Annotated in this window: 19 protein-coding genes; 10 read left to right on the forward strand and 9 right to left on the reverse strand. The window is 71.9% G+C overall.

Annotated features, from left to right (window positions below; genetic code table 11):
- Positions 1–19 precede the first annotated feature (19 nt).
- On the forward strand, positions 20–412 hold the full coding sequence (locus J2S66_RS04670) for a hypothetical protein (RefSeq protein WP_310304173.1): 393 nt from the start codon (positions 20–22) through the stop codon (positions 410–412).
- 447 nt (positions 413–859) lie between these two features.
- Here the strand turns inward: J2S66_RS04670 and J2S66_RS04675 are convergent, their stop codons facing one another.
- Together J2S66_RS04675 and J2S66_RS04680 are read right to left on the reverse strand one after the other, a co-directional pair.
- Complete coding sequence (locus J2S66_RS04675) at positions 860–1,117, reverse strand: hypothetical protein (protein WP_310304175.1); 258 nt, start codon at positions 1,115–1,117, stop codon at positions 860–862.
- A gap of 304 nt (positions 1,118–1,421) precedes the next feature.
- Entirely contained in the window at positions 1,422–2,456 is a 1,035-nt protein-coding gene (locus tag J2S66_RS04680) for a LacI family DNA-binding transcriptional regulator (RefSeq protein WP_310304177.1), read from the reverse strand.
- 319 nt (positions 2,457–2,775) lie between these two features.
- On the opposite strand from J2S66_RS04680, the gene J2S66_RS04685 reads away from it, so the two are divergent.
- Together J2S66_RS04685 and J2S66_RS04690 are read left to right on the forward strand one after the other, a co-directional pair.
- Positions 2,776–5,514: an exo-rhamnogalacturonan lyase family protein gene (locus J2S66_RS04685; RefSeq protein WP_310304179.1), complete on the forward strand. Its 2,739-nt coding sequence runs from the start codon at positions 2,776–2,778 to the stop codon at positions 5,512–5,514.
- A gap of 36 nt (positions 5,515–5,550) precedes the next feature.
- A complete protein-coding gene (locus J2S66_RS04690; protein WP_310304181.1) occupies positions 5,551–7,443 on the forward strand; it encodes a DUF2264 domain-containing protein in 1,893 nt (630 codons plus the stop codon).
- A gap of 10 nt (positions 7,444–7,453) precedes the next feature.
- Here the strand turns inward: J2S66_RS04690 and J2S66_RS04695 are convergent, their stop codons facing one another.
- From J2S66_RS04695 to J2S66_RS04705, 3 genes are read right to left on the reverse strand one after another with little or no spacing between them, the layout of a single operon-like run.
- Entirely contained in the window at positions 7,454–9,097 is a 1,644-nt protein-coding gene (locus J2S66_RS04695) for an extracellular solute-binding protein (RefSeq protein ID WP_310304183.1), read from the reverse strand.
- A gap of 44 nt (positions 9,098–9,141) precedes the next feature.
- Positions 9,142–10,029 (reverse strand): carbohydrate ABC transporter permease, encoded by an 888-nt coding sequence (locus tag J2S66_RS04700; protein WP_310304186.1) that lies wholly within the window; start codon positions 10,027–10,029, stop codon positions 9,142–9,144.
- A complete protein-coding gene (locus J2S66_RS04705) occupies positions 10,026–11,015 on the reverse strand; it encodes an ABC transporter permease (protein ID WP_310304188.1) in 990 nt (329 codons plus the stop codon). The genes J2S66_RS04700 and J2S66_RS04705 overlap by 4 nt, the downstream gene beginning before the upstream one ends.
- Before the next feature lie 234 nt (positions 11,016–11,249).
- Between J2S66_RS04705 and J2S66_RS04710 the strand changes: the two genes are divergently transcribed.
- Positions 11,250–12,263, forward strand: coding sequence for a hydroxyacid dehydrogenase (locus J2S66_RS04710; RefSeq protein WP_310304191.1), 1,014 nt, complete (start codon positions 11,250–11,252; stop codon positions 12,261–12,263).
- A gap of 39 nt (positions 12,264–12,302) precedes the next feature.
- Entirely contained in the window at positions 12,303–13,091 is a 789-nt protein-coding gene (locus J2S66_RS04715) for a sugar phosphate isomerase/epimerase family protein (protein ID WP_310304193.1), read from the forward strand.
- 290 nt (positions 13,092–13,381) lie between these two features.
- Here J2S66_RS04715 and J2S66_RS04720 read toward each other — a convergent pair whose 3' ends face one another.
- Positions 13,382–14,782, reverse strand: coding sequence for a BNR repeat-containing protein (locus tag J2S66_RS04720; RefSeq protein ID WP_310304195.1), 1,401 nt, complete (start codon positions 14,780–14,782; stop codon positions 13,382–13,384).
- A gap of 31 nt (positions 14,783–14,813) precedes the next feature.
- A complete protein-coding gene (locus J2S66_RS04725; RefSeq protein ID WP_310304197.1) occupies positions 14,814–16,445 on the reverse strand; it encodes a glycoside hydrolase in 1,632 nt (543 codons plus the stop codon).
- A gap of 565 nt (positions 16,446–17,010) precedes the next feature.
- On the opposite strand from J2S66_RS04725, the gene J2S66_RS04730 reads away from it, so the two are divergent.
- Positions 17,011–17,961 (forward strand): sugar kinase, encoded by a 951-nt coding sequence (locus J2S66_RS04730; RefSeq protein WP_310314661.1) that lies wholly within the window; start codon positions 17,011–17,013, stop codon positions 17,959–17,961.
- 30 nt (positions 17,962–17,991) lie between these two features.
- Here the strand turns inward: J2S66_RS04730 and J2S66_RS04735 are convergent, their stop codons facing one another.
- Entirely contained in the window at positions 17,992–19,098 is a 1,107-nt protein-coding gene (locus J2S66_RS04735) for a substrate-binding domain-containing protein (protein ID WP_310304200.1), read from the reverse strand.
- Between the two features lie 139 nt (positions 19,099–19,237).
- Here J2S66_RS04735 and kduI point away from each other — a divergent pair, with 139 nt between their 5' ends.
- Positions 19,238–20,068, forward strand: a complete 831-nt coding sequence (kduI, locus tag J2S66_RS04740) for a 5-dehydro-4-deoxy-D-glucuronate isomerase (protein WP_310304202.1) — start codon at positions 19,238–19,240, stop codon at positions 20,066–20,068.
- Positions 20,065–20,835 carry an SDR family oxidoreductase gene (locus tag J2S66_RS04745; protein ID WP_310304205.1) on the forward strand — a complete coding sequence of 257 codons (771 nt, stop codon included), beginning with the start codon at positions 20,065–20,067 and terminating at the stop codon, positions 20,833–20,835. Before kduI ends, J2S66_RS04745 begins: the two co-directional genes overlap by 4 nt.
- A gap of 3 nt (positions 20,836–20,838) precedes the next feature.
- On the opposite strand, the gene J2S66_RS04750 is transcribed toward J2S66_RS04745, so the two are convergent.
- Positions 20,839–21,945: a substrate-binding domain-containing protein gene (locus tag J2S66_RS04750; RefSeq protein ID WP_310304207.1), complete on the reverse strand. Its 1,107-nt coding sequence runs from the start codon at positions 21,943–21,945 to the stop codon at positions 20,839–20,841.
- Positions 21,946–22,305: 360 nt separating this feature from the next.
- Between J2S66_RS04750 and J2S66_RS04755 the strand changes: the two genes are divergently transcribed.
- Together J2S66_RS04755 and J2S66_RS04760 are read left to right on the forward strand one after the other, a co-directional pair.
- Positions 22,306–24,267 carry a DUF2264 domain-containing protein gene (locus J2S66_RS04755; RefSeq protein ID WP_310304209.1) on the forward strand — a complete coding sequence of 654 codons (1,962 nt, stop codon included), beginning with the start codon at positions 22,306–22,308 and terminating at the stop codon, positions 24,265–24,267.
- 62 nt (positions 24,268–24,329) lie between these two features.
- Entirely contained in the window at positions 24,330–25,637 is a 1,308-nt protein-coding gene (locus J2S66_RS04760) for an ABC transporter substrate-binding protein (RefSeq protein WP_310304212.1), read from the forward strand.
- The last annotated feature ends 3 nt before the right edge of the window (positions 25,638–25,640 follow it).

A 25,640-nucleotide genomic window follows, 5' to 3' on the forward strand; every position in this document is an offset into this window, starting at 1 on the left:
TCGGCGTGGGCGTTGGCCCGTGGACACCGTGGTGGGTCTTCACGACGTCGATGCCCGCGTCGTCGAGGATGGCGTCCAACGGGGCGGTGAACTGTCCGGCCGGGTCTCGCACCGGGAACCGGAAGTCATCGGCACGGTCGCCGGGTTCCATGAGCAGGTTTCGGGCTTGTTGCGTTGTCCGAGGACCGTCCGGGTTCGTGGTGGTGCCGAGGATGTGCACGTAGCGGGTGATGACCTCCACCACGAAGAAGGCGTGGACGCGCTTGAGGGTGGCGATGCGGTCGACGTGGAAGAAGTCACAGGCCGGCAGGCTCGCGACCTGCGCGCGGAGGAATCGTCGCCAGGAGGTGCCGGTGTCGCGTTGGGGCGCGGGCGGTATCCGCAGGCACTTGAGCACGCGACGCACGGTTGAGGCGGCGACCCAACGACCGGGTTTGAGCAGTTCGCCGTGGATGCGCCGGTAGCCCAGGCGGGGGTTCACCCGTGCCAGGCGCAGCAGCAGGAGTCGGATCGAGCGGACGGTTCGGGGACGTTTCAGGGCCCTCGGGGCGGGATTTGGCGGCGTGGCGGCGATCGAGGAGGTCGCGGTGCCACCGCGGCACCGTCTCCGGGCGTACCGGTAGGCGGAGCCGACGAAGCGCTTGCACCGGGAGTCGGTCCAGCAGGACCGCGAGGAATGCCCGGTCGCCGGGGAGAACCGTGGACGGGCGTCACCGAGCCGGCGTTCCAGGACGGTGTTCCGGTGGCGTAGCGCCAGAATCTCCACGTCCTCGTTCCGGCCGCCTATGGGTATCAGGCGTAGCAGCGCGAAGGCGTCGGTCACGCTCAGGTAGTCCAGTCGGAACAGCATGGCCGGTCGTCATGCCGTGCCGGTCGATGCCGCGGCGGATGGCGACCGGGCACGCGAGCGCTTCGAGATCTTGCGTTCCACCTGCCTTCTCCCTGCGTGGATGAGGTTGTCGGCAAGCGCAAGGGCCGCGAACCGGAACCGGTCCGCGGGTTCGTGGCGGACGGACGCCAGTCGCCGATGAAGGACCGTGTTCTCGTGGCGCGGTACGAGCAGTCCGGCGTTCTCCGCCGCCTCGCTGCGCAGCAGCACCACCGGGACGGGCAGCACCCTTCGGGTCACCTTGCACGGGAGGGACACGATCACCCGGACGTGGTCCCACAGCGGCGATGACCCCCGCTCTGCCGGCGACGATGACCTTCGAGCGGCACACGTTCTGGAACGTGGCGTGGCGGGCGTGGGCGAGCACTCGGGGAGGTGGCGAAGATCTCCGCCCATGAGCGTGACGCCCGCGGTCCCGCCGTCACCGGTCGACCTGTGGCGAGCCGGACCGCATCGCCGGCAGACGTCGTCCGAACTGGAGCGTGGGCGCGCCAGGGCCGCGGTGCCGACTGCCGACGGTACTGACGAACCTCTACTGGTGGGCTGGAGAAGTGGCGTGGATGAGGGAGCGGACCGAGTCGCGGATGACGATGTGGGTGCCCAGCATGACGTGCTCGGCAGTCCGGGACTTGTCCCGCGCGCGTTGCAGGGCCATGCGTACGGCGGTGCGGCCCAGTTCCTCGTGGGGCACGTGGACGGTGGTGAGGTCGATGTCGGCGGCGGGGGGCAGGTCGTCGAAGCCGACCAGGGAGACGTCGTCGGGGATGCGCAGGCCCTGTTCGCGCAGTGCCTGGCGGGCGCCGGCGGCGATGAGGTCGTTGCCGGCGAAGACGGCGGTGAAGTCGCGCGGCCCGGCGGCGAGCCGTTCGCGGATCATCCGGTAGCCCTCGCTGCGCTCCATCGTGCCCCCGACCTCCAGGCCGGGCTCGTGCGGCACCCGGTGGTCGGCCAGGGCCTTGCGGTAGCCGGTGATGCGGCTCTCCGGCGTGCTGTAGCCGTCACGGCGGCCGAGGAACAGGATGCGCCGGTGGCCGGCGGAGAGCAGGTGGCTGGTGATGGCGTAGGCGCCACCGGTGTTGTCGTACTCCACGACCAGGGCGGGCACGTCGGGACCCAGCGGCGGGCGTCCGCACAGGACCAGCTGCGAGCCGGCCAGGGCCAGCGCGCGGGCGTAGTCCGCCATGCGTTCGCGATAGGCGTCGTCGGCCACGACGTTGCCGACGAGGATCACGCACTCGGCGTGCTCCTCGCGCATGAGCTGGATCGTGGCCAGCTCCCGTTCGGCGTCGCCGCCGGTGGTGCCGACGATGCACAGCTTGCCCTCGACGGCGGCCTGGGTCTGCACGCCCTGCGCGACGTGGGCGTAGTGGGGTGAGATGACGGAGTTGACGATGATGGCGACGCTGCGGCTGCTCGCGCCGGCCAGGCCGCGGGCGTTGGCGTTGGCCACGTAGTCGAGCTCGCGCACCGCCCGCATGACCTTGGTGCGGGTGGCGGGAGCGCTGGGGTAGGTGCCGGAGAGGATGCGCGAGACGGTGGCGACGGAGACGCCCGCGTGCGCGGCCACGTCGCGGATCGTCGTGGGCCGTGGCCCACCGTTGTCGGCCGCCGCGCGCCGAACCATGTCGCCCCCTGCTGCTGAAACCCTGTGGTAAACCGCTTACACCGATGCTTCCTGCTGGCTGTCGGCCTGTCAAATCACCCCAGGTGGCCCCGGTCGGAGCGGGTGTTCCTGCGATCGAACGCCCGCTGTCCGGACGAAGGTAACCGCATCCTGTCGAGGTCCGGGAGTATTGACACGAACCTCTGAAGGTGCTGCGATCGGGCTCTTGTAAACGGTTAAACAAGTGGTCCCGTCATCGCAACTTCCACCTCGTGGAGCCCTCATGTCGATGATCTCCCGGCGCAACCTCCTGCTCGGCGCGGCGGCGGCCGGCGCGGCCGAACAGCTCGTCCACCCCGGGGACCGGGCGCGTGCGGAACCCGCTGCGGGCACGCGGGCGGTTCGGGTGAGCGGCTTGCCCGGGGACGGTGTCCGGCTCAGGTGGTTGGAAGGTGGCGCGCCGGGGCAGTTGGCCGCCGGCTGCACGTGGGGTGTGCCGTGGCCCAGAGGCGCGGTGCCGGCGGACCAGGCGTTCGCGCTGCGGACCGCGACGGGGCAGCAGGTGCCGGTGCAGACGTGGGCGACCGCCTACTGGCCGGACGGTTCGCTGAAGTGGACCGCGCACGCCCTGGGCGCCGACGTGCCGCCCGCCGAGCAGTACGTGCTCGCGGCGGGGACGCCTGTCGCGCCGGCGGCGGCCGTGACGGTCGAGGACGGTCGCAACGAGGTCGAGGTGAGCACCGGCGTCATCCGGTGCGTCATCGCGAAGAAAGGCGATCACCTGGTCCGCGCGCTGGTGCGGGGCGACCGCGAGATCGCGCGCAACGGCCGGTTGGTGTGCCTGCGGCAGGGGGAGCCGGGTGACGACGAGGGCGGCTCGGTGAAGTCGGAGCGGTTCACCGGCCGGGTGGAGAAGGTGACGGTCGAGCAGTCGGGCCCGGTCCGCGCGGTGGTGAAGGTCGAGGGCGGGCACCGGCACGGCGGGCGGTCCTGGCTGCCGTTCACCGTGCGCCTGTACTTCTACGCCGGCAGCGACGGCGTCCGCGCCGTGCACAGCTTCGTCTACGACGGTGACGCGGAGGAGGACTTCATCCGCGGCCTGGGCATCCGGTTCGAGGTGCCGATGCGCGACGAGCCGCACAACCGGCACGTCCGCTTCGCCGGCCCCGACGACGGCGTGCTGTCGGAGGCGGTGCGCGGCATCACGGGCCTGCGTCGCGACCCCGGTGCGGAGGTCCGCCGGGCGCAGGTCGCCGGCCAGGCCACCCCGCCCACCGCGACCTGGGACACCCGGGTCGGTTCGCGGCTGCACCTCGTCCCCGCCTTCGGCGACTACTCGCTGCGCCAGCTGTCCGCGGACGGCTTCCAGATCCGCAAGCGCACCAAGGCGGGCCACGGCTGGATCCCGGTCGACTCGGCCGGCCGCGCGGGCGGGCTGGGTTACGTCGGCGGCCCGAGCGGTGGGTTCGCGTTCGGCATGCGCGACTTCTGGCAGCTGCACCCCACCCAGCTCGACGTCCGGGGAGCGGCGGGCGAGGCGGCCGAGGTGACGGTGTGGCTGTGGTCGCCCGACGCGGGACCGATGGACCTGCGCTTCTACCACGACGGGATGGGCCAGGACACCTACCCCGAGCAGCTCGAAGGCCTTGAGATCACCTACGAGGACTACGAGCCGGGGTTCGGCACGCCGTACGGGATCGCGCGCACCACCGAGCTGCTGTTCTGGGCGTTGGACGCCACACCGGCTGCCGCGCGGGTGGCGGAGCTGGCCGCGGCGGTGCGGACGCCGCCGCTGGTCGTCGCGTCACCGGCGCACCTGCACGCGGCGGGGGTGTTCGGCGACTGGTCGCCGGTCGACCGCTCGACCCCGGCGAAGGCCCGCGTCGAGGACCGGCTGGACTTCCTGTTCGACTACCACCGGGGGCAGGTGGAGCAGCGCTCCTGGTACGGCTTCTGGGACTACGGCGACATCATGCACAGCTACGACCCCGACCGGCACGTGTGGCGCTACGACGTCGGCGGGTACGCGTGGGCCAACTCCGAGCTGTCCCCGGACCTGTGGCTGTGGTACCACTACCTGCGCACCGGCGGAGCCGAGGCGTTCCGCTTCGCCGAGGCGATGACCCGCCACACCGGCGAGGTCGACGTCTACCACCTGGGCAGGTGGCAGGACCTCGGGACACGGCACGGCGTGCAGCACTGGGCCGACAGCGCCAAGCAACTGCGCATCAGCACCGCCGGTTACCGGCGCTTCCACTACTTCCTCACCGCCGACGAGCGCACCGGCGAGCTCATGCGCGACCTCGTGGACGCCGACCGGACGTTCCTGGTCCTGGACCCCCTCCGCAAGATCCGCACCGGGCCGTACGAGCCGGACCCGCACGCCCTCGGCGTGAGCACCGGCACCGACTGGAGCGGCCTGGCGCTGGCCTGGCTGACCGAGTGGGAGCGCGGTGGCGACCCGATCGCCCGCGAGAAGCTGCTCAACAGCATGCGCACCATCGCCGCGATGCCCAACGGCTTCGCGCAGGGCAGCGGCCTGTACGACCTCGACACCGGTGAGTTCGCACCGGCCCGGCCCGCGGTGGGCGTCGGCTCGCTCGGGGCGGTGTTCGGCCTGGTCGAGGTGTGCAGCGAGCTGATCGACCTGACCGGTGACGAGGCGTTCACCAAGGCGTGGTTGCAGTACTGCCGCCTCTACAACGGCACCGCCGCCGAGCAGCAGGCCGAGACGGGCCAGTCCTGGGGCAGCCTCAACCTGCGCCAGGCCCACTCCCGGCTCACCGCCTACGCCGCCGCCAAGCTCGCCGACCCCGCCCTGGCCGCACGGGCTTGGCGGGAGTTCGGCACCGGCCACGCCGGCTACCCGGCGACCCGGGAGTTCACGTCGGTGCGGGTGCGGGGCCCGGACGTGCTCAGGCCGGTCGACGAGGCGGCCTTCGTCTCCACCAACGCCAGCTCCCAGTACGGCCTGGCCGCGATCCAGTGCCTGGCACTGGTGGGGGACCACCTCCCCGCGTGACCCGACCCGGGCACTTCCCGCACTGGAGGCCGCACCGTGGACCGCCCCGCGCTCGACCTGCCCCCGCTCGACGCGCGGAGGTCTCCCCGCACCGGGTGGACCCGGGCGCACTGGGAGGCCGTCGCCGACCACCTGCTGGCGTCCGTGGCGCCGTACGCGACGGACGACTTCGCCCAGTACCGGCTGCCCGGCAGGCCGAGCAGGGCGGGGGAGGTCAGCGACGGGTTGGAGGGCTTCGCCCGGACGTTCCTGCTCGCCGCGTTCCGGATCGCGGGTGCGGGCGGCGACGTGCCGCCCGCCCTGGTGGAGCGGTACGCGCGCGGCCTGGTCGCCGGGACCGACCCTGCGCACCCGTACGCGTGGCCCGCCCTGGTCGACATGTCGCAGCAGCTCGTGGAGGCCGCCTCGGTGGCGTTGGCGCTGCACGAGACCCGCCCGTGGCTGTTCGACCTGCTGTCGCCCGTCGAACAGGAGCGGGTGGTGGCGTGGCTGGCCGGGTTCACCGGCAAGCGGACGCCGGACAACAACTGGGTGCTGTTCCGGGTGGTCGTGGAGCAGTTCCTGGCCGGGGTCGGCGGCCCGCACGAGCCGGACGGGATCACCGGCGGGCTGGAGCGGATCGAGGACTGGTACGTCGGTGACGGCTGGTACTCCGACGGCAAGGGCAAGAACTTCGACTACTACTGCGGCTGGGCGATGCACCTGTACCCGTCGCTGTGGGCGCGGATGGCCGGCGACACCGCCCGCCAACGGCTCTACGCGCGCCGGCTGGGTCTTTTCCTGGAGCAGTACCAGCACTTCTTCGCCGCCGACGGCGGACCGGTGCACCAGGGGCGGTCGCTGACCTACCGGTTCGCGACGGTGGCGCCGCTGTGGCTGGGCGCGCTGACCGGCGCGTCACCCCTGCCACCCGGTCGGACCCGGCGCATCGCCGGCGGCGTGCTGCGCCACTTCGCCGACCGCGGCGCGCCGGACGAGCGGGGGCTGCTCACCCTGGGCTGGTACGCGCCGTTCCCGCCCACGGCCCAGGACTACTCGGGCCCGGGGTCGCCGTACTGGGCGAGCAAGGCGTTCCTCGGCCTGCTGCTGCCGCCCGACCACCCGGCCTGGACCGACCCGGAGGAGCCGGCGCCGGTGGACTCGGCGGACCAGGCCGTGTCGATGTCCGCGCCGGGCTGGTTGCTGCACGCCACCCGCTCGGACGGCGTGGTCCGGCTGGTCAACCACGGCAGCGACCGCGACCGCGTCCCACCGGCGGACGGCGTGCCGGACCCGCACTACCTGAAGTTCGCCTACACCAGCCACACCGGGCCGGAGCTCGGCGGAGCCGCGTCGGGCGTGGACAACCACCTCGCCGTCATCGCCCCCGACGGGGTCGCCTCCACCCGCGGGCGCATCGAACCCCTGGCGGTCGGGGACCGGTTCGCCGCCTCGGCCTACCGGGACGGGGCCGTGCACGTGCTCACCGCGTCGGTCGTCCACGGCGCGGCGGAGGTCAGGGTCCACCGGGTCACGGCCCCGGCCGGGTCCCGGGTCCGGGACGGCGGTCACGCCCTCGCCGCGCCGGTGCCGCCCGAAGTGCACGTGGGGGCGGACGTGGCGCTGGCCCGACGCCCGGACGGGCTGACCAGCGCGGTGCGCTCCCTGCACGGCTACACGAGCGCGGGGGTGCTGACCGCGCGGGGCGCCAACGCCTTCGGCGAGCACTCGGCCACGCCGTACGTGGTCGCCGACGACCATCCCGGCGGAACGGCGGTCCACGTCAGCCTCGTGCAGGTCGGCGTGGCGGGGGAGGAGCCGCCCGCGGTCGGCGTGCGGGTCGGGGACGGCCTGGTGGTGCTGGAGCTGCCCGGCGCGCAGACGGCGACGGTCCGCCTGGGCGACGTGCCCACCTGTGAATGGGCGGTTCAGGGGCGGTCACGCCCCTGAACCGCGGGGGTCACCGGTTCGCCGCGTGCTCCGCGGCCAGCTCGTCCGCCACCCGGTCGCCGCCGGCCTGTCGCCACTGGGCCACGACGTCCTTCCAGGCCGACGGCGGCTTGCGGCCGAAGGTGATCGCCGCGATGCCGTCGCCGATGATCTGGTTGAGCTGGGCGCCCTTGCTCGCCTCGGTGGTCGAGCGGAGCCCGGTGGCGGGGTTGCGCACGCTGCGGGGCAGGGACGCCTTCTGCCACTCGTGGACGGACTTGGCCACGTCGGGGTAGCCGGGCAGGTGGAGGACCGCCGGCGCGGTGCCGAGGTACTTGGTCGGCAGCAGGGAGTTGTTCTCCTGGCCGTAGAGGCCGGTGGTCGTGATGCCGTCGGCGTCCTTGGTGAAGTGCTCGCCCTCCACGCCGTAGTTGGCGAGCTCGTACTCCTCGGTGCCGAACGGGGCGCTGAGGTAGTCGACGATGCGCAGCAGCAGCTTGATCCGGGCGGACTCGGCCTTCTTGAACGTGACGTAGCCGAAGACGCCCGGTCCCTGCCAGGGCGTGGCCTGCGGCCCGTACGGGCGGCCGAGGTCGAGCGCGAACCGGCCGTTGATCTTCTTCAGGGTGGCCAGGCCGACCGAGCCGAAGCCGTCGTTCATGGAGGCGACGGTGCCGTTGTGGAAGTGGCTCTGCATGTCGGTGGAGCTGACGGTGAGGCTGTCGGGGTAGTGGGTGCCCGCCTCGACCAGCTTGCGCATGACCTCCAGGGCCTGCTCGAACTGCGGCGTGGTCAGGGTGGACGTGAACGCGCCACCGCCCTCCGACCACGTGTTGGGCGCGCCGAGCGACCCGGCGTGGTAGGTGATGCCGCCCAGCCCGCCGAACAGCGTCTTGAACCAGCCCACGCCCCACTTGCGGTCGCCGGTGAGCTGCTTCATCGCGTCGAGGTACTGCTCGGTGGTCCAGTCCTTCGGGATGTCCGCCGCGTCCATGGCGGTGCGGTTGACGAACAGGCTGTTGGCGGGCATCGGGCGTTCCAGCGGGATGCCGTGGAGCTTGCCGCCGATGCGGCCCATGCCCTTCCAGGCGTAGGTGGGCAGGTTGGCCAGGTTCGGGAACTCCTTGACCGCGTCGCCGCCGACGAACTCGGACAGGTCGGCGCAGCGGGCCTGGACGAACTCGGCCGCGTGGGGCAGCGCCAGGTTGGTGAACATGATCATGTCCGGCAGGTCGCCGCCGGAGGCCATCAGTGTGGCCATCTTCTGCCCGTACTCCGGATCGGGTACGACGACGACCTTCAGGTTGACGCCCAGCGCGGCGTTGACCGCCTGCCAGTACCGGTTGTCCCCGACCGGCTTGGGAGGCGCGCCGTAGGACACGACCACCACCGTGACGTCCGAGCCGTCACCCACCGGGTCGTGGACCGACCGCACGACCTGGTCGGGGTAGCGCAGGAACAGCGGTTGCACCCCCGAGTCGTCCCCCGGGGCGTCGGGGGCCGGACCGGGGAACGGCACGTGGGTCGGCCACGGGGCGAGGTCCTTGCCCGCGTTGGAGACACCGCTGCCCGAGGGGCCCGCTCCGCACGCCGAGAGCAGGGACGGGAAGGTCAGGCCGAGCGTGCCGATGCCCGCCAGCCGTAGCAGGGACCGGCGGTCGATGCGGTGGTCCATGTCGAGGTTCCTCTCCCGGCGTCGTGCTGAAAGGAGCGGGGCGGTCAGGCCTTCACGGCTCCGGTGACGACGCCCTTGACGAAGTAGCGCTGCACGAACGGGTACACGCACACGATGGGCAGCGTCGCGAGCATGACGACGGCCATCTGCACGGACTGCGGTGAGGCGGTGGCCAGTTCCCCGGAGGTCTCGGCCAGCGAGGCCCCGCCGGTGACGTACTGGCGCAGGACGGTGCCGATCGGCCACTTGGTCTGGTCGTTGAAGTAGATGATCGCCTCGAAGAAGCGGTTCCAGTACGCGACCGCGTAGAACAGGCCGATCACCGCGATGACCGCCTTGGACAGCGGCAGCACGACCAGGCGCAGGATGCCCAGCTCGCCCGCGCCGTCGATGCGCGCGGCGTCGATCAGCTCCGGCGGGATGGACTGGAAGAAGCCCCGCATCACGACCAGGTTGAACACGTTGACCAGGAAGGGCAGGACCAGCGCCGCGTAGGAGTCGAACAGCCCGGTGCCCTGCACCACCAGGAACAGCGGCACCATCCCCGGCGGGAACAGGAACGTGAACAGCGCCAGCAGCAGCATGGGCTTGCCGCCGTACACCTTCGGCCTGCTCAGCGTGTAGGCCAGACCGATGGTGCACAGCAGGCTCAGCGCCGTGCCGACCACGGTGACGCCCGTGCTGACCAGCAGCGCGCGGGTGATGATTCCGCCCTGGAGGATCTCGGCGTACGCGTCGAACGAGAACTCGTCCGGCCAGACCACCCAGCCGCCGTTCTCGATGACGTCCTGCGGACTGGCCAGGCTCGTCGCCAGGACCGTCCACAGCGGGAAGACCACCAGTGCGACCACCACGGTCAACGCCACGGCCTTGGCGACGCGCACGGCGGGGGTGGGGCGGCCCATCCAGGCCGGTGCGGTTGCCCTGCTCATGCCCTGTACACCCCTTGCTCGCCGAGCCGGTGCGCCACCTTGTTGGCGGTGTAGACGAGCACCACGCCGATCACGCCCTTGAACAGCCCGACCGCCGCGGCGTAGCCGAAATCGCCGTTCGCGAAGCCGGTGAAGTAGACGAGCGTCTCCAGCACCTCGCCGGTCTCCGGCCCCACCGACTGGCGTTGCAGGAAGAACTGCTCGAACCCGATGGACAGGAACTCGCCCAGGCGCAGCACCAGCAGCAGCACGATGACCGGCCGGATCGCGGGCAGCGTCACGTGCCACAGCCGCCGCCACCACCCCGCGCCGTCCAACGCCGCCGCCTCGTACTGCTGCTCGTCGACCTGCGACAGCGCGGCCAGGAAGATGATGGTGGCCCAGCCGCACTCCTTCCAGATCAGCTGCGCGACCACCAGCGGCCCGTAGGCGTCGGGGTTGCCGATGATCGAGATGCCGCTGAAGCCGAGCGTCGACAGCCAGCCGTTCACCACGCCCGCGCCGCCGAGCATCTGCTGGAACAACGCGATCACGATGACCCAGGACAGGAAGTGCGGCAGGTAGACCACGCTCTGCACGAACCGCCGGATCGTGTCGCCGACGACGCTGTTGAGCAGCAGCGCCAGGGCCAGTGGTGCGGGGAAGAAGAACACCAGCTGCAGCGCGGCGATGACGAGGGTGTTCTTCACGGCGTTCCAGAAGGTCGGATCGCCGAACATGCGCTCGAAGTGCGCCAGGCCCACCCACTGGCTGCCCCCGATGCCGAGGAACGGGACGTAGTCCTGGAAGGCCGGCACGTTGCCGAACAGCGCGCCGTAGTGGAAGACGAGGAAGTACGCCAGACCCGGTAACGCGACGGCCAGCAGCACCCGGTCCGCCCGGATGCGGCGCAGGTGGCTTGGGCGCGACCGGCCCGCCCCGGCGTGGCCGCGTGTCTCGTCGGTCGGAGGATCGGTCCTGCCGGTGCCACCGCGGACCCGCGTCATGCTCACAGCGAACGCCTCTCTCGCGGTGCCGAACCGAAACAGAACGTTCACAAGGTAAACCGCTTACATATCAACGTCAACAACCGATTGATGCCTGACCTTGGGGTCAGAGGCCGCCTGGATCAAGGATTCCTTCGACAGACATCGTTGTCTGCGGAGAACCCAGGCATCTAGAGTGGCGGCAGTAGGTAACCGTTTACACAACTTGTCGATCCGTCGAGAGGAGTCAGCACTGTGCCACGGCGACCCGTCGCGGTCTTCGCCCTCGCCCCGTGGGCCCGCCGCGACGTCTTCCCTGCCGACCTCATCACCCGGTTGCGGCAACTGGTCGACATCGACCCGGACACGACCTTCACCTCGTTCCGGAGCCCGGCCGCCGCGACGGTCCTGGCCGAAGCCGACGTGCTGATCACAGGGTGGGGCGGCCCGTTCATCGACATCGATGTACTGGTCGCCGCGCCGAGGTTGCGCGCCGTCGTCCACGCCGCCGGCACCGTGAAGACCCGACTGGACCCCGTCGTCTTCGAACGCGGCATCGTCGTGTCCTCCGCAGCCGGGGTCAACGCGGTCCCGGTGGCCGACTACACCATGGCCATGCTGGTCTTGGGCGCGAAGCAGGCTTTCAGCCGTGCCGAGCGGTACGCCACCGCCGTCGAGGGCGCACCCCGTGACTGGCTGTCCGGGGGCGGCACGGGACTGCACGACTGCACCGTCGGGGTCGTCGGCGCCTCCAGGATCGGGCGGCTCGTGCTGGACCGGTTGCGGTCGTTCGACGTCGAGGTGTTGCTCTACGACCCGTACGTGACCGGTGCCGAGGCCGCGCGCCTCGGCGCGGAGCGCGTGGGCATGGACGACCTGTGCCGCCGCAGCAACCTCGTCACCGTGCACGCCCCGGCCCTTCCCGAGACCCGCCACCTCCTCGACGGCCGCCGGCTGGAACTGCTGCCCGCGGGTGCGGTCGTGATCAACACGGCCCGGGGCTCGCTGGTCGACACCGAGGCACTGACCCGGGTGTGCCTGACCGGCGCGGTCTCCGCCATCCTCGACGTCACCGAGCCGGAGCCGCTGCCACCGGGGCACCCCCTGTTCGCCCTGCCCAATGTCCTGATCACCCCGCACCTGGCCGGCGCGCAGGGCCGCGAGCTGCGCCGGCTGGGGGAGTTCGCGGTCGCGGAGGTGGACCGGTACCTCAAGGGCGCACCGCTGCTCGGACAGGTGGAACCCGCGCGCCTCCCGTACATCGCTTGAGACCGTGGGAGCCCGTCCGTCCGTACGAGTGGAGGTCGTGTGACCGTGGCGTGGCGGTTCGCGATGAGCACGCTCGGCATGCCGGGCACTCCGGTGCGGGACAGCGCGCGGGTGGCGGCGGAGCACGGCTGCCACGGCCTGGAGATCCGAGTTCATCCGGACGAGGAGGTGCACCTCGGCCTGCCACCCCCGCGGACGGCCGCCCTGCGCGCACAGGTCGAGGACGCGGGGTTGGCGGTCGCCTGCCTGGCCGGCTACGCCAGGGTCTGTGCGCCAGGCCCCGACGAGCCGGTGGTTGCCGAGCTGCGCGACCTCGTGGCCCTGGCGTCCGGACTCGGCGCTCCCGCGGTCCGGGTGTTCCCCGGCGGGGCGGCCGGTGAGGTCGGTCCGGCGTTGGACCGGATCGGCGCGGTCCTGCCCGACCTGCGCGACAGCGGTGTCCGGTTGTTGGTCGAGACCCATGACTCCCACCCGACCGGCGAGGAGGCGTTGCGGCTGGTCGAGCCGTTCGGGGACCCGGAGCTGGTCGCCGTGCTGTGGGACGCGGTGCACCCGTGGCGGGCGGGGGAGCCGCCTGCTCGGACCAGGCAGGTGCTGGGCGAGAGCCTCGGCTACTTCCAGGTCAAGGACGTGGCGGCAGGCGAGCCCACGCCGGTGCCGCCGGGTGAGGGTGCGGTGCCGCTGGAGGAGTGCGGGGAGTCGCTGCGATCGTGGTCGGGTTGGATTTCCCTGGAGTGGGAACGTGCGTGGTACCCCGGCATCGCCGAGGTCCCGGCGGCGCTCAGCGCCGCCGGTGCCTGGTTCGAGACGTGGCGTCCACGTGGCTGACACGCCTACCCGGGCCGGGAGGCGATGTCCCCGTGCTCGGGAAGCGCGCATCCCGCGCCTGGAGGGCTTCGACACCTCCGACGGGCCTGACTTGCACATGTGGCTCTCCGATGAAAGCGCGGGTGGCGAATGGGGCGAGTACGACGACGGCCGCTACCGGACGCTGGGCCTGATGACGGCCACCTGTGCCGTCCCCGCCTGCGTGGCCTCGTCGTCCGGTGCGACCGCTTCGGCTCCGCCATCTCTGCCCCGATGAGCCGTCCGGGACGGTTCCCCGGGCGACTGGTCGCCTACTCCGGGCGGGTTCGGCGGAGTGGCGTCGTGCGCTCGTTCGCGGTCCCGTCAGGCGAGCCGGAAGTCCGCCACCCGGATCGGCGACGGCGTGGTGCCGGTCGAGACCTGTTGGTACTGAATGGACAGGGTGCCGTCGAGCGCGATCCGGGTCGTGTCGACGTTGACCTCGCCGAAGGCCCGGAGTGACGTGGGTGCGAACACGGTCGTCCAGTCGGTCCACCCGCTTGCCCTGCTCGCCGCCACGATCCTGGCTCCGGCATCACCAGGTAGGCGTTGTCGGAGCGGTCGAGCACCAGCTTGGTGCGCTGTGTGCTGTTCGGCGGGACGGGGACCTCGTGCTTGGTCCACCCACCGTCCGTGCGGGTCAGGTGGAAGGTGCGGCCGTGCCGTGCTCGTTGCGCGGGATAGTCGGAGACGCGGGGGAGGAGCCGTTCCGGCACGTGACTGATCACTACGTGCGGTGTGCCGGTCGAGTCGACGGCTTGGCTCTCCTGGTTCATGAGGCCGTGGTCGGGGCCTAGGTGGTCGATGAGGATGTCGGGGGAGGAGACGTGCACCCGCGACCCGCCGGTGGTGCCGGCGGTGGTGCCCGAACTCGTCCGCCAGGTGCGGCCGCGGTCGTCGCTGCAGACGTAGCCCGTGTCGTGGTTGGCCAGGCCGCCGGACGCGCACAGCACGCCGCTGTCGCCCTCGCGCCACATGAAGGCGGCGTGCAGCCGCCCGTTCCGGTCGTAGTCCAGACCGTGCAGGTACATGTTGCGCGTCGCCGAGATGACGCCGTTCGGCCCGGTGTACTCGCCGTCGGCGGAGGTCCAGGCGCCCAGCAGGGTCCAGGCACCGCGGTCGTACTCGGCCAACTCGTTGACGCCGTTCCCGGAGCAGCCGGTGCGGTAGCTCATCTGGAGCACGCCGTCGGGTGTCACGACGAATTGCGGATACGTGATGTCACCCGACTCCACCCCGTCGAGGGTGCGCTGCACAGGGCCGAAGGACGACGAGTGCCAGGGCGTCGCCGCGGGTGCCGTCGTGAGCCCGGCGACCGACTTCACGTAGAAGATCCGGTTGTCGTGCGTGTCCATCGCGACGTGCAGGGTCCCGTCCTGCGGCGAGATGCCGAGTGAGATCACGTTGTGCGAGTCGTCCACGCTCAACCGGTGGGGCATCACGACCCGCTCCCACTCCCCACCGAGCCGCCTGCGCGCCACCACGGCGTTGCGGCCGGCGGTGTACCAGGTGGCGTACTGGTACCCGGCGTGGGTGAGGATCGCGTCCTTCTGGAAGGCGTTGTTGTTGACCACGCCGTCGTAGGAGACGAAGAACAACGCGGTGGGGTCGAGCACGGTGTCGGACACCAGGGTCGCGCTGGGCCCGGCCGCTCGCCCGGTGTCCGACACCATCGCCGATCTCCTCCCGGGTCCGCCGTGCCGGTCAGCTGGTGTGCGGAGTCCGGTCCACGACCGTCCACCGCTGGTTCGTCCCGGAGTTGGCCGCGTGGACGCCCACTCGGGTGCCGACTCCCGTGCCCTGGCCGACCACGTCGAGGAGTCGGCCCGTGGAGGCGTTGACGAAGGTGTAGCTGCCGTCGCCCGTCGTCGACATGATCCCCTGGGCGGCCGAGTCGGTCTGCGTGCCCGGTTCGAGCACCAGGCTGCCACCCCGGTCGGCGAGGCGCTTGCCGCTGTCGTGCCGGACCGCGTAGCGCTCGCGGTTGCCGGTGCCGCTGGTGACCTGCTCGATGCGCCACCACGCGTTCGCGTCGGCCTGGTCCGTCGTGCCGAGGACGACCGAGCTGCCGTCGGGGGAGGGCACCAGCGCCTTGCCGCTCTGCACGCCGTCGAGCGCGTAGGCGTGGCCCGACCGCACCAGCGCCGCGTCCGGCGCCACGCCGCGTACGCCGTGGATCACGAAGGTGGTCACCGACTTGGCGGGCACGGTGAGCGTGGCCGAGCGGTCCGCCTCGATCCGCACCGGCTTGCCGCGCACCAGAGCGCCGTTGGCGTCGCTGACGACGGGCATCACCGGAGCGTTCACGTGGACCGTGCCGAAGCGCGACAGGTCGAGCGTGACGGCGCGTGGCTCGGTGGTGTCGTTGACGTGGACGACCGTGGCGGACGTGCCGTTGGCGGACACCGCGGCGAGGCCGGACGTGTTGTCCACCTTCACGACGTGGTCACCCGGCCGCACGAAGTGGGTGAAGTTGCGGATCGTGTTGAACTTGGTGTTCGTGCGGATCGGGCACGTCGTGGGCGTGGCGTTGGACGGGCAGTCGAACGGGATCTGGATCGCGCCCCAGTTCTTGCCGGCGGCGGCCTGCGGGTTGTGGTCCTCGACGGCCTGCCACAGCAGCCACGCGGACGGCTCCAGCTCCCGCATGTCGTCGACGATCCGCTGGGCGATCCCGAGTCCCGGTTCCACGCTGGTGAAGCTCTGGCCGCTGCCCCAGGTGCCGTCGACCTCGCTCATCCACAGCGGCTTGTCCGCGCCTTTGGCGATGTCGCGCGCGGACGTGCGGTGGCCGGTGCCGTAGGTGTGCACGTTGAGCTGGTCGACGGCGGCTTGGCCCTCGTCGCCGTAGGCGTTCCAGTTGGTGCGGAAGAGGGTCGGGCTGGTCTCGTCCACCGCGGACAGCCGGGCGTCGAGCGCCGAGGCGTCGAGCGCCTTGCGGAGGGCGAGGATCACGCTCTGCTGGAGGGCGGGGCCGGCGTGGGCGCCTTCCTGACGTCCGCCGGTGGGTCGGCCGTCGGGGCCGAGCTGGGTGCCCCAGTAATTCGTGTTGGGCTCGTTGAGGGGGTCGATGGTGTCGAACCGGATGCCGTGGGTCCGCTCGACGTGCTCGGAGACCCGGACCAGGTAGGTGGCGAAGTCGTCCACGCGGTCGGCGCGGATCTGGTCGGCGGAGGCGTCGAAGCCGCCGGAGACGTAGCCGCTGACGGTCTGGAACCACGGCGGCGAGTTGCTGAACGCCTCCCAGTGGCTGACCTCGCCCTTGATCCGGTCGATCCACCAGCGCTGGTCGGCGTCGGCGGACCAGTCCCAGTGCTCGGGGTTGTCCGGTCCCACCAGTCCACGTCCTCGCGGGTGGTGCCCTCCGGCGCCTTCCAGAAGCCCTCCATCGTCGCGCCGGGCTTCATGTAGTCGCGGCGCACGTCGGGCGCGTTGCCGCCGCCGATGTTGTAGCGGGCGATGTTGAGCCGCAGGCCGTCCTCGCCGAACAGCATGTCCGCGAGGCGGTCGCGGATGTCGTCGGGGTAGCCGCCGGTGGCGTTGGCGAACCAGACCAGGCTCGTGCCCCAGCCCTCGAACGCGGGTTGCCGGTAGGACGGGTCCGGCCGCACGGTCACCGACGCGACGGCGTGCACTTCCTGCACGCCGGCCGGTGGGGTGGCGGCCGGCGCCGCGACCGCGGAGAGGGCCAGGGCAGCCGACCGGCGGCCGTGAAGTGCTCGGCGAGGGTTCATCGTCGTTGATCTCCTCATCGCTGTTCGGACCTGCGCTGGCAGACGGAGCGGGGAGCGAGCCGGTGCCGGTCGAGCATGTGTGATCGCTTTAGTCGAGTCAAGCGGTATTTTTTCGTTTACGATCGTTTTGCCCGGTCCTGGAGGCTGAAGGAGTCGAAGTGGTCGCGATCCTCTGCGTAGGAGAGACGATGGCGGTGTTCACGCCCGTCGAAGCCGGGCCTCCCGAGGAGGTCCGCACGTGGGTGCGCGGCATCGGCGGTGCGGAGTCGAACGTGGCCTGCGCGTTGGCGGCGCTCGGCGTCCGGGTCGGCTGGGCGAGCGCGGTGGGCGACGACCCGTTCGGGCGTGCGGTCCTCACGTCCGTGGCGGAGGCGGGTGTGGACGTGTCGCGTGTGGTGGTCGACCCGACGCGCCCGACCGGCCTCTACGTGAAGGAGGCGGGCAAGGCGGGCAGTGCCGTGCGCTACTACCGCGCCGGCTCGGCCGCGTCCGCGCTCGGGCCCGAGGTGGTCGATCGGCTCGGCCTGGACGAGGTGTCCCACGTACACCTGACCGGTATCACCGCCGCACTCTCGCCGTCCTGCCTCGCTCTTGTACGAGCCCTGCTGGACCACCCCGGCGTCACGACGTCGTTCGACGTCAACTGGCGGCCCGCGCTGTGGGGAGCGACCGGCCCGGAGGTGCTGCGGGCCTTGGCGGCCGAGGCGGACGTCGTCCTGGTCGGCGGCGACGAGGCCGAGGCGCTGTGGGGTGTGTCGGAGCCGGTCGCGGTGCGCGAGGTGCTGCCCGAGCCCGGCACGCTGGTCGTCAAGCAGGGCGCGGTGGGTGCGACCGTGCTGGAGGCGGGCAGGGCGCCGGTGTTCGAGCCCGCGCTGGCCGTGGACGTGGTCGAACCGGTCGGTGCGGGCGACGCCTTCGCCGCGGGGTTCCTGGCCGCCCACCGGTCCGGCGAACCACCCGCCCGCCGCCTGCGTTCCGGTCACCTGGCCGCAGCCGGGGCGCTGTGCACGATGTCCGACGTCGCCGTGCCGCTGCCGCCGGCCGACGTGGCGCGCCTGCTGGTCGCCGACGCCGCCACGTGGGCCGCCGCGCGGGTCGGCGCCGCGGGCGTGCGGTGATCGGCGCCGCCCGCGCTCAGGTCGCCGCGTTCAGCGCGGTGCCGCCGTCCGTGCGCCGGTCGAGGCGCGTTCGCGCAGCTCGGAGCTGAGTATCACCCGGCGGACCGGCCGGTCGGGGCCCTGGTCCAAGCGGTCGAGCACGAGGTGCACCGCGGTGCTGCCCACGGCGTGCTTGGGTGGGCGCATGGCGGTCAGCGGTGGGTGGGCGAAGCGGGCGACCTCGTCGTCGTACGCGACGACCGACAGGTCGGCGGGCACCCGGATGCCGCGCTCCTCGGCGCGCTGCACCAGCGACACCGCCTCCCGGTCGGAGTGCACGAGGAGCGCGGTGGCGTGGTGCTCGACGCACAGGTCCAGTACCCGGTCGACGTCCACGGCCCAGTCGGGCTCGTAGTAGGCGGCGACGAGCGCCTCGGGGGCGGGAAGCAAGCCCGACCCGGTCATCGCGTGGTGCCAGCCGTCGCGGATCTGCGCGGATGTGGGACTGCTCGCGCTGGTGGCGAGGCCGATGACGTGGTGGCCTTGGGCGTGCAGGTGGCGGACGGCGAGTTCGGCGCCCGCGGCGTGGTCGGTGCGCACGGACTCGACGTGCTGCCGGTACGGGCCTGTCACCGCCGAGCGTTCGACCAGCACCAGCGGGACGGGCAGGGTCGTGAGCCACGCGACCAGGTCCTCGGCACCGGTCCCGGCGGTGGGCGGCGCGACCAGCAGCGCGTCGACCGCGCCGCTGCCGATCATCCACTCGACTTGATGCCGTACGTCGTCCACCTGGTACGACGCGCCGCGCAGCATGAGCCGGGCGTGCCTCTTGTGGGCGGTGTCCTGCGCGCCGCGGATGACCTCGGGCCAGTAGTAGTCGAGCGATGGCACGACCATCCCGACCACCGGAGCGGCGTCCGCGCCGGACGACTCGGCGGACTCGGGGGCGATGAGCCGGACGCCGCCGTGCACGCGTTCCACCAGGCCCTCGGCGGCCAGGTCGCTCACGTCCCGCCGCACGGTGACCGGTGTGACGCCCATGGCCCGGGCGATGTGCGTGATGCGGACGACGCCCCGGTCCCGCAGGTGCTCCAACAGCCACTGTCGACGGGCGGCGGGCAGCAGCGCGTCCGTGGCCTCGGGGTTGTCCATGACCATGACCGCCTGCTCGCCTCGTCGTTGTGATCGAAACTGATCGTAAGAAGCAACTGTACAGCCTTGTGCATCGAATGTGTCTGAGATTGACTGTTCCGACCCTCTGATGATTGACGATCCGACGGAAGGAAGGCGACGCACCGTGGAGCAGCGCTACGCGACCGCGCCGCAGCAGGTGCCGTCCATGACGACGGACGACCTGCGGCGGCACTACCTGGTCGAAGACCTGTTCGCCGACTACGAGGTGCGCGCGGTGCACAGCCACCACGACCGGGTGGTGTTGGTGGGCGCATCGCCGCGCACCGGCCCGCTGCGGCTGCCGGCGTTCCCGGAGATCCGGGCGGAGCGCTTCTTCGACCGCCGTGAGGCGGGGATCGTCAACGTGGGCGGAGCGGGGACGGTGACGGTGGACGGTGTGGAGCACCGGCTCGCGCCGATCGCCTGCCTGTACGTCGGTCGGGGTGTGGAGGAGGTGTCGTTCGCTTCCGACGACGAAGCCGAGCCCGCCGCGTTCTACCTGTTCTCCGCCCCCGCGCACACCGAGTACCCGACCGTGCTGGTCGAGCCGGGCGGCGGCACGGTCCGCGAGCTGGGCGACCCGCTCACCTCGAACCGCCGCACGCTCACCCAGTACATCCACGAGAACGGCGTGCGCAGCTGCCAGGTCGTGATGGGCGTGACGACGCTGCACCCCGGCAGCATGTGGAACACCATGCCCGCGCACACCCACGAGCGCCGCATGGAAGCCTACCTCTACTTCGGCCTGCCCGAGGACGCCCGGGTCGTGCACCTGCTGGGCGAGCCGACCGAGACCCGGCACCTGGTCGTCGCCGACCGCCAGGCGGTGATCTCGCCACCGTGGTCCGTGCACAGCGGCGTCGGCACCGCCGCCTACAGCTTCGTGTGGGCCATGGCGGGGGAGAACCAGGCGTTCGACGACATGGACCCGCACCCCGCGGCGGCGCTGCGATGACACCCGAGGTGAGCGGCCTGTTCGACCTCACCGGCCGGACCGCGGCGATCACCGGGGCCAGTCGCGGCATCGGGCTGGCGGTGGCGCGGCTGCTGGCCGCCGCGGGCGCGGACGTGGTGGGCGTCAGCGCGTCCATCCCCGAGGGTGACAGCGCCGCACGGGCCGCGGTCGAGGGTGAAGGACGGGCGTTCACCCCGATCAGGACCGACCTGTCGGATGCGGGCCAGGTGGCCGAGTTGGGCGCGCTGCTGGCGGCACGGGAGGTGGACTTCCTGGTCAACAACGGCGGCACGATCCGCCGCGCGCCCGCCGCCGAGCACACCGACGCCGACTTCGACCACGTGCTGGACGTCAACCTGCGCGCCACCTGGAGGCTGTCGCGCGACGTGGGCCGGGCGATGCTGGCCCGTGGCTCGGGTCGCATCGTCAACGTCGCGTCGATGCTGAGCTTCCAGGGCGGCATCACCGTGCCCGGCTACACCGCGTCGAAGTCCGCCGTGGTGGGCTTGACCAAGGCCCTGGCCAACGAGTGGGCCCACCGGGGCGTCAACGTCAACGCCGTCGCGCCCGGCTACGTCACCACCGACAACACCGACGCCCTGCGCGCGGACCCGGACCGCAGCCGGTCCATCCTGGACCGCATCCCGGCGGGCCGGTGGGCCGAACCGGACGACATCGCGGGCGCGGTGCTGTTCCTGTGCTCCCGCGCGGCCGACTACGTCCACGGCGTCGTGCTGCCCGTGGACGGGGGCTGGTTGGCGCGGTGAGGGTCACGCGGGCGGCGGCACCGACGAGCCGCGCACCCGCAGGGACGGGGTGATCACCATCCGGTGCGCCGGGCGGTCGGGGTCGTGCAGCCGGGCGGCCAGCAGCGACACCGCCGCCCGTCCGATGGAACGCCGGGCCGGTCGCACGGCGGTGAGCGGCGGCGTGAACAGCGCCGCCACCTCGTCGTCGTAGGCCACCACCGACAGCTCGGCCGGCACCTGGACGCCACGCTGCTCCGCGCGCTGCACCAAGGCCATCGCCTCGGTGTCGGCGTGCACGAGCACGGCCGTGGTCCCGGTGGCGGCCAACCCGTCCAGCACGTCGTCCAGCGCGGTGTCCCACCCGGTCGTGCCCGGCCTGGGCACGGCGGTGTCCACGGTGGACGCCGGGTCGAGGCCGGTCTCGGCGCACGCGTCCAGCCAGCCCCGGTGCACGTGCGGTGAGGTCGGGCTGTGCTCGCTGGTCACCACGCCGACCTTGCGGTGGCCCAATGCCACGAGGTGGTGCACGGCCATGGCCGCACCGAGCGCGTGGTCGGACACCACGGACTCCACGACGGCCTGGCGCGGACCCACGGTCGCCACCCGCTCCACGAGCACGACCGGGGTCTCGAGGGTGCTCAACCACTCGATCGTGGCCGCTGCGGACGGCGCGGTCAGGCTCGGCGCGGCGATCAGCCCGCACACGTCCTCGTTGTCCAGCAACCGCTCCAGTTGGGGGCGGTCGTCGGCGCTGCCGTAGGACGACCCGCGGAGCAGGACGTGCAGGCCCTGCCCGGACGCCTCCTCCTCCGCGCCGCGGACCACTTCCGGCCAGTAGTAGTCGAGGGAGGGCACCAACATGCCGGCGGCGCCGAGGCGCGGTCGTTCCGCGGCGACGTCCGACGGCTGCACGCCGGGCAGGAGTTCGGTGGCGGGCAGCGTGGCCCCACCGTGCACGCGGCGCAGCAGGCCTTCGCCGTCGAGGTGGGCGATGTCGCGGCGCAGCGTCACGGCCGTGACGCCCATCTTCTCGGTGAGGTCGGAGATCCGGACCGCGCCGTCGCGGTGCAGGGCCTCCAGGATCGACGCGCGCCGGCGGGCCGCCAGCGTGCGCGACTCGGAGTTCACGACGCGTCCGCCGCGGTGGTGGCCCGCGGAGCCTCGCCCCGGGGTCCCGCCGGCCGGGTCGTCACCCGCTCCCGGCCGACCGCACCGGCCCCCATGCGCGCTCTCGTCACCGCACGTCCTCCCGTCGTCGATCGTGGCCCAATTATGTGGGCGGCACACCATGGCACCTCGCGGCGACCGGGGAAGTCCCCGGGGTCGGAGGCCGTACTCCATCCGCGAGCACATGCCGGCCACGGTTCCCGTGTGAGTCTTGACACGATCACTCTGCACATATTTACTGTTTGCCACGCAAAGCGATCAAAAACGAACGCTTGATGTTTCCGTTTGATCGAACGCCTTCGACGTTGAAGGACGGGTCACATGCCGCCGGAATCCCTCTTGAGGGCAGACGCACCACAGACCCCGTCAGCGGGGTGGACCCGCGATGAGTGGGCGGGCACGGCAGACGCGATGCTGCGGGCCGTGCGCCCGTTCGCCTCGCCGGGGCACGCGCGGATCACGCTGCCCGGCCCGGAAGGCGGCTACGGCGCGGACGTGGACGGGCTGGAGGGCTTCGCCCGCACGTTCCTGCTCGCCGGGTTCCGGATCGCGGGCGAACGCGGAGCCGACCCGGACGACCTCGCCGGGTGGTACGCCGAGGGCATCGCCACGGGCACCGACCCGACATCGCCGGAGCGCTGGGTGCGTCTGGACGAGCACCCGCAGGCCAAAGTGGAGGCCGCCTCGCTGGCGCTCGCGCTGGACCTGACCCGCCCATGGCTGTGGGACCGCCTCGCCCCGGCCGTCCGGGAGCGGGTGGTCGCCTACCTGGCGCCCGCGGTGGGCGACTCGACGTACCCGCGCATCAACTGGGTGTGGTTCCGGCTGGTCGTGCAGGCGTTCCTGCGCTCGGTCGGCGGTCCCTGGTCGGCCGAGGACGTCGCCGAGGACCTGGCCACCCACGACGGCTTCCTGCGCGAGGACGGTTGGATGGCGGACGGCCACGAGCGGGCGTTCGACCACTACGTCGGCTGGGCGCTGCACGTCTACCCGCAGCTGTGGGCGCGGATGCCGGGTGCGGAAGGCTTCGCCGAGCAACGCCGGGTCCGGGACACCGCGCTGTTGGACCGCTTCCTGCTCGACGCCGTGCACCTGGTCGGCGCGGACGGGTCGCCGCTCGTGCAGGGCCGCAGCCTGACCTACCGGTTCGCCGCCGCCGCGCCGTTCTGGGCCGGTGTGCTGGCCGAGGTGCCGTCCACGCCGCCCGGCGTCCTGCGCCGTGCCGCGACGAGCGTCGTGCGCCACTTCACCGACCGCGGGGCCCTCGACGGGCACGGCCTGCTGTCCCTGGGGTGGCACGGGTCGTGGCCGCGCATCGCGCAGGCGTACTCGGGCCCCGGTTCGCCCTACTGGGCGGTGAAAGGCATGCTCGGGCTGGCCCTGCCGGCCGATCACCCCGTGTGGACGGCGGAGGAGCTGCCGCTGCCCGTCGAGCGTGACGACTTCGTGCGGTCGGTCACGGCGCCGGGCTGGCTGGTCAGCGGCACGGTCGCGGACGGCGTGGTGCGGGTGGTCAACCACGGCACCGACCACGCCGTCCCCGGCGACACCAGGGGCGACTCCCCGCTCTACGCGCGCCTCGGCTACTCCACCGCGACCAGCCCGCTGCTGGACGACCGCGGTTGGGCCGACCCGCACGACCAGGCCGTGGTCCTGATCGACGCCGAGGGCCGGGCGTCCCACCGGTCCGGCATGACGGTCGGAGCCACCGACGTGGTGGACGCCGGTGGTATCGGGGTGGGCACAGGTTCCTCGTCCGGTGTCGTGCGCTGGCTGGCGCCGGACGAGGTCCAACAAGGCCACGGGTCCGGCTGGACCGGTCGCCACCGCGACGCAGGCGCCGTCACCGTGCACTCGCTCGTCCGCGGTCCGTGGGAGGTGCGACTGGTCCGGGTCGACGACGTCGTTCAGGACCGTCCTCCGACGGCCCTGCGGGTATCCGGGTGGGCCGTCGCGGGTACGGACGTCGACATCGTCTCCACCGGAAGCCCGTGCGCCCGAGCCGAAGACGGCACGCGGTCGGCGCTCACCGTCCTGTTGGGGCGGCCGACCGACTCGGGTGTGTCCGTGCACGAGGACGCCGGCCCGCTGGGACCGGTCGCCGCCGTGCCGTGGGTCCAGTTGCCCGTAGTGCGGGGCGAATGGTTCGCCACACTGCTCGAACTGGTGAGCGGCGCCGGCTCCTGGTCCGCCGATCCCGAGGTCCGGCTCGACCCCGGGCGGACGACCTGGGTCACCACCCGGTGGCCCGACGGCGCGCAGACCCGCACCGCGCTGTCCTGACGGGCGGTCGCGCCGCTCACACCTCCGGTTCTCCCCGAGTCTCGACCAGGAAGCGAAGGACCATGCGACACCGCCACCCCAGGTGGACCGCCATCGCGGCCGCCGCCACCGCCCTCACGCTCACCGCCACCGCCTGCGGCGGCTCCGACGAACCCGCCGACACCGGCGGCCCGGTGACCCTGACGATGAGCGCGTGGAGCCTGAAGACCACGCCCGAGTTCCAGAAGCTCGCCGAGGCGTTCCAGGCGCAGAACCCGGAGGTGAAGGTCGAGTTCAAGGAGTACGACGCCGACAACTACGACACCCAGCTGACCGCCGACCTGGCCGCCGGCAGCGCGCCCGACCTGTACGTGCTGAAGAACCTCAAGAACTTCATCACCTACCAGGCGGGCGAGCAGCTGCTCGACGTCTCCGATGTCGCGGACGGTCTCGGCGACAACGTCAACGGCCTGGGCAACTACAAGGTGGACGGCGTCACGTACGCGGCGCCCTACCGCCAGGACTCGTGGTACCTCTACTACAACAAGGACCTGTTCACGGCGGCCGGCGTGACCCCGCCGAGCGAGACCTGGACGTGGGCGGAGTACGAGAAGGCCGTGGCGGACCTGACCGCGGGGCTGAAGGCGGCGGGCTCCCCGGCCAAGGCCGCCTACCAGCACACCTGGCAGTCGACGGTCCAGGGCTTGGCGTTGGCCCAGACGCCGGGCGCCGACCTCGGCAGCGGTGACTACGGCTACCTGGCGCCCTACTACGAGCGGGCACTGGAGCAGCAGAAGGCCGGCTCGCAGGTCGACTACGGCACCGCCACGACGAACACGCTGCAGTACCAGGCGCAGTTCGGCACTCAGCAGGCCGCGACGATGCTGATGGGCAGCTGGTACGTCGCCACCCTCATCGCCCAGCAGAAGAAGGGCGACGCGCAGTCGTTCCAGTGGGGCTTCGCACCCGCGCCACAGCACGACGCGAGCACCAAGGACGAGCCGATCACCTTCGGCGACCCCACCGGCCTGGGCGTCAACGCAGCGATCGACGAGAACAAGGTCGCGGCGGCCAAGAAGTTCTTGACCTTCGTCGCGGGTGAGGGTGGCGCGACCGCGCTGGCGGGCATCGGCATCACGCCTGCCACGTTGACCGACCCGGTCGTGCAGGCGTACTTCGGAGTGCAGGGCGTGCCGGGCGACGAGCTGTCCAAGTTCGCCTTCACCACGCACGACACCCGCGCGGAGAACCCCGTCTCACCGCAGACGGCGGCGTTGCAGAACATCCTCCAGGAGACCCACTCGGCGATCATGTCCGAGAGCACGCCGGTGGACCAGGCGCTCACCCAGGCGGGTGAAAGGGCTCGCAGCGAGGCCCTGACGTCCAAGTGACGA

The organism is Saccharothrix longispora (genome assembly GCF_031455225.1).
In the GTDB taxonomy this organism is placed as follows: Bacteria; Actinomycetota; Actinomycetes; order Mycobacteriales; family Pseudonocardiaceae; genus Actinosynnema; species Actinosynnema longispora.

What these genes read in the sequence shown, in the direction of transcription:
- J2S66_RS04700 (WP_310304186.1), bottom strand. Translation starts at nt 10,029, where the DNA reads ATGAGCAGGGCAACCGCACCGGCCTGGATGGGCCGCCCCACCCCCGCC.
- J2S66_RS04760 (WP_310304212.1), top strand. Translation starts at nt 24,330, where the DNA reads ATGCGACACCGCCACCCCAGGTGGACCGCCATCGCGGCCGCCGCCACC.
- J2S66_RS04720 (WP_310304195.1), bottom strand. Translation starts at nt 14,782, where the DNA reads ATGGTGTCGGACACCGGGCGAGCGGCCGGGCCCAGCGCGACCCTGGTG.
- J2S66_RS04695 (WP_310304183.1), bottom strand. Translation starts at nt 9,097, where the DNA reads ATGGACCACCGCATCGACCGCCGGTCCCTGCTACGGCTGGCGGGCATC.
- J2S66_RS04735 (WP_310304200.1), bottom strand. Translation starts at nt 19,098, where the DNA reads ATGGTCATGGACAACCCCGAGGCCACGGACGCGCTGCTGCCCGCCGCC.
- J2S66_RS04705 (WP_310304188.1), bottom strand. Translation starts at nt 11,015, where the DNA reads ATGACGCGGGTCCGCGGTGGCACCGGCAGGACCGATCCTCCGACCGAC.
- J2S66_RS04685 (WP_310304179.1), top strand. Translation starts at nt 2,776, where the DNA reads ATGTCGATGATCTCCCGGCGCAACCTCCTGCTCGGCGCGGCGGCGGCC.
- J2S66_RS04745 (WP_310304205.1), top strand. Translation starts at nt 20,065, where the DNA reads ATGACACCCGAGGTGAGCGGCCTGTTCGACCTCACCGGCCGGACCGCG.
- J2S66_RS04755 (WP_310304209.1), top strand. Translation starts at nt 22,306, where the DNA reads ATGCCGCCGGAATCCCTCTTGAGGGCAGACGCACCACAGACCCCGTCA.